Origin of the sequence: Nitrosomonas communis, assembly GCF_900114745.1 — a bacterium.
Classification (GTDB): domain Bacteria; phylum Pseudomonadota; class Gammaproteobacteria; order Burkholderiales; family Nitrosomonadaceae; genus Nitrosomonas; species Nitrosomonas communis_A.
Genome location: NZ_FOUB01000105.1, coordinates 1 through 7,292, shown reverse-complemented (window position 1 = coordinate 7,292; position 7,292 = coordinate 1). Strand labels below are relative to the sequence as shown.

9 protein-coding genes and 1 pseudogene are annotated in these 7,292 nt (G+C 39.9%); 6 read left to right on the top strand and 4 right to left on the bottom strand.

Annotated elements, in window-relative coordinates; all coding sequences use genetic code 11:
• Nucleotides 1-614: 614 nt before the first annotated feature.
• Nucleotides 615-1,073, bottom strand: coding sequence for a hypothetical protein (locus BM122_RS19575; protein WP_074907175.1), 459 nt, complete (start codon nucleotides 1,071-1,073; stop codon nucleotides 615-617).
• Between the two features lie 435 nt (nucleotides 1,074-1,508).
• Between BM122_RS19575 and BM122_RS23675 the strand changes: the two genes are divergently transcribed.
• From BM122_RS23675 to BM122_RS19560, 4 genes are all read left to right on the top strand, one after another.
• Nucleotides 1,509-1,925 (top strand): hypothetical protein, encoded by a 417-nt coding sequence (locus tag BM122_RS23675; protein ID WP_177198224.1) that lies wholly within the window; start codon nucleotides 1,509-1,511, stop codon nucleotides 1,923-1,925.
• Nucleotides 1,926-2,004: 79 nt separating this feature from the next.
• Nucleotides 2,005-2,316: a hypothetical protein gene (locus BM122_RS25555; protein ID WP_256212232.1), complete on the top strand. Its 312-nt coding sequence runs from the start codon at nucleotides 2,005-2,007 to the stop codon at nucleotides 2,314-2,316.
• Nucleotides 2,317-2,386: 70 nt separating this feature from the next.
• Nucleotides 2,387-3,097: a hypothetical protein gene (locus BM122_RS19565; protein WP_256212231.1), complete on the top strand. Its 711-nt coding sequence runs from the start codon at nucleotides 2,387-2,389 to the stop codon at nucleotides 3,095-3,097.
• 767 nt (nucleotides 3,098-3,864) lie between these two features.
• Nucleotides 3,865-4,194 (top strand): hypothetical protein, encoded by a 330-nt coding sequence (locus BM122_RS19560; protein WP_074907173.1) that lies wholly within the window; start codon nucleotides 3,865-3,867, stop codon nucleotides 4,192-4,194.
• Between the two features lie 191 nt (nucleotides 4,195-4,385).
• Here BM122_RS19560 and BM122_RS19555 read toward each other — a convergent pair whose 3' ends face one another.
• Nucleotides 4,386-4,631: a hypothetical protein gene (locus tag BM122_RS19555; RefSeq protein WP_074907171.1), complete on the bottom strand. Its 246-nt coding sequence runs from the start codon at nucleotides 4,629-4,631 to the stop codon at nucleotides 4,386-4,388.
• A 114-nt stretch (nucleotides 4,632-4,745) separates the two neighbouring features.
• Between BM122_RS19555 and BM122_RS26375 the strand changes: the two are divergent.
• A pseudogene (locus BM122_RS26375) lies at nucleotides 4,746-4,982 on the top strand (transposase); the annotation flags it as partial.
• 87 nt (nucleotides 4,983-5,069) lie between these two features.
• Nucleotides 5,070-5,984, top strand: a complete 915-nt coding sequence (locus tag BM122_RS19545) for a toll/interleukin-1 receptor domain-containing protein (protein ID WP_074907167.1) — start codon at nucleotides 5,070-5,072, stop codon at nucleotides 5,982-5,984.
• Nucleotides 5,985-6,476: 492 nt separating this feature from the next.
• Here the strand turns inward: BM122_RS19545 and BM122_RS19540 are convergent, their stop codons facing one another.
• Together BM122_RS19540 and BM122_RS19535 are read right to left on the bottom strand one after the other, a co-directional pair.
• Nucleotides 6,477-6,803: a hypothetical protein gene (locus BM122_RS19540; RefSeq protein ID WP_074907165.1), complete on the bottom strand. Its 327-nt coding sequence runs from the start codon at nucleotides 6,801-6,803 to the stop codon at nucleotides 6,477-6,479.
• Between the two features lie 56 nt (nucleotides 6,804-6,859).
• The coding region (locus BM122_RS19535; protein ID WP_305728220.1) for a transposase at nucleotides 6,860-7,292 on the bottom strand (433 nt) is incomplete at its 5' end.

Sequence of the window (7,292 nt, the reverse complement as noted above, 5' to 3'; positions counted from 1 at the left end):
GGTGCTGGCTATAACTTGCGCAAGATTCTGGGCCACTTGGCGCTTTTATGTGCTCGCTCCGGCATCAATCCTAATCGGTTATTGATGACCAATAGTCCTAACCTACAACTCGGCGATTGAAGAAACGGGGTTTTTCAAGGATAACTAAATAAATAATTAAATCTAAATTAAATTTATTTAGAAGGTTGCTGTGATGTTTTCCATGTCGCATTCTCCATAAGAGTTAGAAAATTGCTTTTTGGAGTTAGTAGAATCTTCTAGGGCAAGAACAACAAGCAGAACCAAGAAGGTTTAATAGATAATTTTATTTTACTAATCAATCACTTATTTTGCCCATAATGGGAGAGAGGGATTCATATAATCAATTTAATTATATGATATTTAAAGTAATTTTTAATATGAATAACTATTCTACCCATATAGTTACCCCATTTCATGCAATGTACCTCTATTTTATGGGTAAATTTGCACTCTAGGTAAGTAACATTTTTGGCTTTTATAGAATATTTTATCATGATCATTAAGCAAGCCAATTGTATGGAAAGATAAAACAAATATTGATATATATCCATGTTTACTAAACGACGGTGAATACACTAATAAATTCATATTCGCTAATCACACTCCCAAAGTACAACTTCATCAACAATATCATTTGCCATCTTAAACTCAGAAGCATTAAGCAAAGATATCAATTTGTTATTAATAATTCCGATAGCCACCACCTCATCTGATGCAATAAATCGATTACGTGTATTACAAGTTTTATCCAGCCATATTTGGGGGTAAGTTTTGATATTATATCTTTGTGATGCCAGTATCTCTGCAACAAAAGGTGATTTCTTAGTCATGGATATATTCCATTGGACCTTTTTTAAGGTATGCAGGTTGCCCAACAAAGCTAGCAATGGATCTTGACCGATATTATCTAATAACTTTTTAGCCATCCATTCATCGCGCCCTACTCCACTTTCAATTCTAGCGTCTATCGCAATAAGTTTTAAAAAAGCACCCTCTCTGTAAATTTTGACAAGATCCAAGATCATTAAACGAAAAGCAAGATGATCAATCATGGAACAATCTGGATATCCTCAACTACACCCCTACCCTGCATAATTTCATTAATTAGCAACTGTTGATTACTAGCAATTTCAAAGCCAACAGTCAGGTATTTATCCTTCTGTAAATACTCGGTAATTAATGACTGAAAACTGTATAGAACCAGGCTGTCTATGGGTTTCTCCAATAATCGTGATGCGGTTGGGCTCCAAATTTTTCAGAATCTGGTTTTGAATTTCGTTTGAATAAGACGCTGCAGAAAATAACTTATAATGAGCACGAGAAAATGCATCACGTATGTTCCATTGTCGTCTTATTCTGATCTGACAATCTTACCAACCTTGGCCTACGGTCATGTATCCAATGATACTGGAATGGAGTCTCCTCGGTGACAATATAGACCCTGCACTCATCATTTCTCTCGGCAAGTAGCGCCTGAATTACCATTCTTGATTCCAGTTTTATCCAGTGAGATTGGTTATCGTGACCTTTTTACAAAAAACTATCTGCTGGAATCAATACTGGTCGGGGATGCCAAGGTTTCCATTTACCTAATTTTATTGAATCAAGCCTTGCCCAACCACCGTTGGGAAACTTCCCTGGCCCTTCATTTTCGCGGTTACCCCAAGCACCCGGATTACACCGCCATGTCGCAGCATTATCGGCAGTTTGGCATTGGGTTGAGGAAAATAGATTTTCTGATTCTGATATTGGATACCGCCATATGCTCAGGCTTTTCAATTGGCATGACTGCTTTAATATCTTCAGGGAGTTCAAAATCTTCAAAAATATACTTATTAAAATTCACACTATACACCCCTCAATTCCAAGTTATGAAAACTAAAACTACCTTTCTAGAATTATGAGTATGTCTTAAATTGACGACGCCGTCATATAAGAAGAGAATCTCCATTTTTGTTAATTACTCAAAGGGGAGAGAAATAAGTGGATCTGATCGACCAGCTGAAAGAGCATGCAATTAGAGTAAGCAAGGTAAAAGATACAATTCAAACAGAAGAAGCAACTAAGAATGCATTGATAATGCCCTTCATCCAAATACTCGGGTATAACGTATTTGACCCTTCGGAAGTTACTCCGGAATTAATTGCAGATGTTGGAACAAAAAAGGGTGAGAAAGTTGACTATGCTATTCTCATGGACTCAAAACCAATTATCTTATTTGAGTGTAAAAAAAAGTGGCGGCGATCTCAGCATAAATCACGCATCTCAACTTTTCCGTTACTTCCACGTTACTGAAGCCAGATTCGGCGTTCTTACTAACGGAATCTCTTATAGATTCTTTACTGATCTTGAGCAGCCTAACAAAATGGATGAAAAGCCGTTTTTCGAATTTAATGTACTTGATTTTAGAGACCAGCAAGTAGATGAGTTAAAGAAATTTACTAAGAGCGCTTTCAATGTTGAGCTAATATTGAATACTGCTAGTGATCTAAAATATACAAGGGCTATACGAAATGTTTTGTCAGATTGGATGACTGCTCCTTCAGAAGATTTTGTTAAGATACTATGCAGCGAAGTTATTAACGGAAAGAGATTTACCCCGGCAGTTAAAGAGCAATTCACTCAAATAACAAAAAGCGCCTTCAGTCAGCTAATTAGTGAAAAAATAAATGACCGTTTAAAAATGGCAATGGAGCCATCATCAGAAACAAAAGTAAATAATTCTGATGGAGAGGACATAATAACTACAGCTGAAGAAATAGAAGGTTTTCACATTATCCGGGCTATTCTTCGTGAAAATATTAATCCAAAGCGGATAACCATGAGAGATGCAAAAAGCTATTGTGCCATCTTGCTTGATGATAATAATCGTAAACCGATCTGCAGGCTTAGATTTAATAACACATCGAGAATGTCGATTGGATTGTTTAATGAAAGAGATGAGAAAATTGAGCAAATATCTGATCTCTCTGACATTTACAAATTTGCGGATTTAATTAAACGAACTGTCGCTACGTATATGAGCCCTCTCGAATCAACATTGCAACAGGACGCGCAAGTAGATTTTGTCGGCTAGCAGTACTAGATAAAAAGCCTGCGATCAGGAACTCACATGGATTAACCGCAGCAACAAAAACCACTGTCAGCGGTAATCACCCAACGCCCCGAGATGGGGCGTTTTGTTTATTTTTTTGTTTATTAAATATCCTTGAATTAGAAATAATTCTTTTTTAACGCTCACCTGTCAAGTTTGACAATACAGCAAATTACTGGCTTACTTTTTTACTCTGGTTAATCCGAATAAATCTCCAATGAGGAATAACTTAGTTGCAGAGTACAATGCAGCGTTATGAAATAAACCAGCATTAGAGATTGTGCGTGCAACAATGCTCAAGCAAAATAGATCACAACTACAAAAGATCGGTGAATTACAGATTTGCTGAGCAGCTCCGTCATAGCCTCAATCTTAACCTTAAGACAACATATCTTCCCAAGCTAACACTGCTCATTGGGATGCAATTATGGCCCAATTCTAAGTATCGACGAAGCCAAGCTGAAGAAATTTAATGAAATGATGAAAATAGAGCCCTTTCAGGGCAACATGTTGAGCAAGCAATAGCTCGTCTTAAAGAAGCTCCGCGATAAGTTGCTCACACTCGTAGTTAAATATTTGCGAATTTGTTTTAATGTTACATGCAGATTGCTCTATTATACAAATGAAATAGTTGATACTGTTGAGCAGAACGGTAATATAAATTCTAAGTAAGCACGATGTGACAGGGTAATAAATTTTAAAAAGTGTTATTATATTTTTTTTAGCACGAATTTAGCAGGTTAAATATTATGATAACCCCGACTAAAACTTCTTCCAATCTTCACTCAAAAAGTGATGAAACTGGTACTAAAGAAGAAAAGATAGATCTTTCTAATCAGGTTCCTGAAAACGATAAAACTGAATCCGACATGATGCTACCGCATGAACGTGATCAAACTCCAGCTGCGGCTGGCACAATGGGCCCCGAGGATGAGCAATCTCGAAAAGTTATCAAGCAAGCACACGATGATACTAAGAAAGGATTAAAAGACACTGATCATCGAGGAATACCTTCAGACATCAATGCCTCAGATCCTGCATCACAATCCCCGACAGAAGATATACGCAAGAATAAATAGTAGATAGTTAACTTTTTTTCTTCAAATTTATGAAAGGAAGTTTCCGGGGTAGGATAGATTTATTTCACCAACATCAACTTCGAATAATTCCTTCCAAGCCTAATAGCAGATAATTGATTGTGGTTTATTCTAAAGTAATTCGTGGAGAATACCTCCATGAGCATAGATTGAGCTTAAAATTTAATTTCGCTTTATTGTTTCTTCTCTGATTTTAAGACGCCTCTGATATTCATAATAGCCAGACTGATCTGTAATATAGCTAATGCCCATGCTGATTGTGGTATCGCCCAAATTAACCAGAGTAAATTACTCAGCAGGAAAAGCCAAAATCCCCAGTTTCGGTTATCTTTTCTTTCCGCTCCGACATACCATGCTGCTGAGATTGTGATTATCATTGCAGGCCATTGAATTAGGTCAAGCAAATCTAATGAAGTCATTTAGTCTCCTCACGTGGGGTTAATACCTGCTCAAATTAGGAATGTATTGTTTAGCTTAATCCGAGTTTTTATGATTAGTTTCCTCTGTTTTAAGCAAGACAGGCCTGGGAATTAGGTATTGACCTGCAGTTCCTACCATCCTATTCACCCAACTTGAATCTGATCGAATGCTTGTGGAAATTTACCAGAAAGCAATGCCTTTACCATCTCTTCTATGAATCATTTTGTCAATTCAAAACTGCTCTTGACGACTGCCTTAAAAAGAGCAGTTCTACTTTTAGCGAGCAGGTAAAAAAGCTCCTAAAACTAAGCTTTCAACTGTTTCCAAAATTCGCAAATGTGACCGCATGAGGTATATATCATATTAATTCTTGAAAATGGATTCTGACGCTGCCATTTCAAGACTTACATATTCTAAGTATTATTAAAAGAGGCGATATGGCAAGTTACAACTGGAAGGATCGTGCAGGTGAAAGCCTGTGGGATCGTTATGAAAGTGCGCCTCTCTCTCAGCCTGCACGTGATTCGATGCAGCACGCGAGAGGGCTTGCTGCGGACTTCATTGGGCGTGCCAACGAGCTTGCACACAATCAAGGTCGAGAGCCACCTGATCAGCTCGAACTAGCACTTGATCTACTACTTAACGCCCGAACTGATGTCGAGAACTCAATTTTTGCTGAACTTTTTGAGGATCAGCAATTCTTTGACGGTCTGGTGGCGCTCCGCCGCACAGCTAATTGGGGAAGCCAGAATAGCGACATAGTATCTGCAGTCGTCTGTCCTCGGGTTTTTATATCGCACCGTCAGGTTGATTACCCGTTGGCTCTACGTATCGCCCGCCTGGCTATCAATGAAGGTATCGAAATTTGGCTTGATGTTACCGACCCGACCCTGACCTGGCTCAATACTATCGGGAGAAAGTGCTTCACTCGTCGTCAGGAGCAACTCCTAATTGCCGTAATAATCGAGATGGCGCTCCTGCATTCTTCGCACGTTATGGCGGTCATGACCGGAAATACGATAGGATCAGGATGGGTCGGGTATGAATATGGCCGCATCAAGGATTCGAGCCTTTATTCCCTGCAAGCTGGTTGCTGGATTCATCCTTCGCTAGGAGCAACACCTTGGGAGTATCTACTACTCGGGGTCAGCACCTGCGATAAAACAGTATCAAGCGCTGGTTTCACTACGAACTTGCAGCGTGGAGTCGCAAGTATGGCAGCACGTCTTGTCTGGACGTTGCAAAGAGCGATTGGCATCAAGAGTGGGGCGATCCACCACTACTCCCCAAAAGCTGATCAACCAGCCATGCGCAAAATAGTCTTTTCAAGTAGAACCCGACAATTCAAATAATTCTCGACAATGCCCTTTTCATAGGAAACGGCTCAAAAACTCTACTTTATTGAGCCATGATCATTTCTAGTAATGACAGTAAAAGAAAACAAAGTAGCATATTGGTAAAGATCACGAGGGTTAAATTACCAATGGAAAGTAAATACTGCTGAGATCATATTACAGACATCCAGAACATCAAATAAGAAGCAAGACCATCAGTCTCCGGCGGACACATCAGCATACGCATCAGAGCAGCTTATAAAATATCATTACAGAACAATTGATTATGTATAGACAACCCCGAGCAGGGTTCGAGCCAGGAACCTCCGTATTAACAGTCCGGAGCTCAGCCGCTTGTGCCTGAACTCAAATTATCTTAAAAAATAATATAGATAAAATGATTGATACCGCCAAGTCACACGGTGAAATCGTTTTACAGAGGCACCTATAATATTGAGTTTAATCTGCCGAATTTCCTCATTCAGCAGATTAAATAACAACCAATAACCCCTAACTTCCAGAACAAACTTCGTCACTCAACATCTGCGCTTTTGCCTCTAACTTCGATGCCAATGACGTTTGATTAGTTGTTCCAGTAATCCTCTTTGGCACCGGTAAAGTCGCATTCTCCTCTGTTGCTTCGTTTCCGTCCTCAACAGGAAAGAATTCTTCGGTCACAGCACTACCCTCATCCTCACTATCCTCAAAAGTGCCATTACTTAAGCCCAGATGGGTCGCATGGTCCAGAGCGTTCTGGTCAAAACCAGATTCCTTCCGTTCAGCATCAATTTGTCGAGCTTGCGCCAAGGTTTCTTCTATGCTCAGGTCACTACGCACTGTGATATCAACATAATAGATCGGTGTGCCATATAGCCTAACCAGTTAAGAATGATTCAGAATGTATAGGATTTAAAAAGCATCTCAACGGTCTGGTTTTGTTGTTTACGCAGTGCTTTGGCCTGTGCCCATTTATGTTCGATGGGATTAAGATCAGGAGAATAAGCGGGTAAGTATTCAAGGGTGTGCCCAGCGTTTTGTATGGCCTCTTGCGTATCCTGCCTCTTATGGAAGGTAGCATTGTCCATCGCAACGACCGCATGTGACGGCAATTTAGGCAACAGGTCCTGCATCGCCCATCCATGAAATACATCGGCGCTGATATTGACTGCAAACAGGCTGACGGTTATCAATAGCTTTCCGATCAGGGCGCCAATCGCGTTGATACGACCTGGCGCATGCCAGTCATGCGTGCCATGACATCTCTGGCCAGCGGGTGCATAACCGTGCGTGCGCGGCGCATCCTGTGCAAACCCACTTTCATCAATA

What these genes read in the sequence shown, in the direction of transcription:
- BM122_RS19565 (WP_256212231.1), top strand. Translation starts at nt 2,387, where the DNA reads ATGGATGAAAAGCCGTTTTTCGAATTTAATGTACTTGATTTTAGAGAC.
- BM122_RS19555 (WP_074907171.1), bottom strand. Translation starts at nt 4,631, where the DNA reads ATGACTTCATTAGATTTGCTTGACCTAATTCAATGGCCTGCAATGATA.
- BM122_RS19560 (WP_074907173.1), top strand. Translation starts at nt 3,865, where the DNA reads ATGATAACCCCGACTAAAACTTCTTCCAATCTTCACTCAAAAAGTGAT.
- BM122_RS19575 (WP_074907175.1), bottom strand. Translation starts at nt 1,073, where the DNA reads ATGATTGATCATCTTGCTTTTCGTTTAATGATCTTGGATCTTGTCAAA.
- BM122_RS19545 (WP_074907167.1), top strand. Translation starts at nt 5,070, where the DNA reads ATGGCAAGTTACAACTGGAAGGATCGTGCAGGTGAAAGCCTGTGGGAT.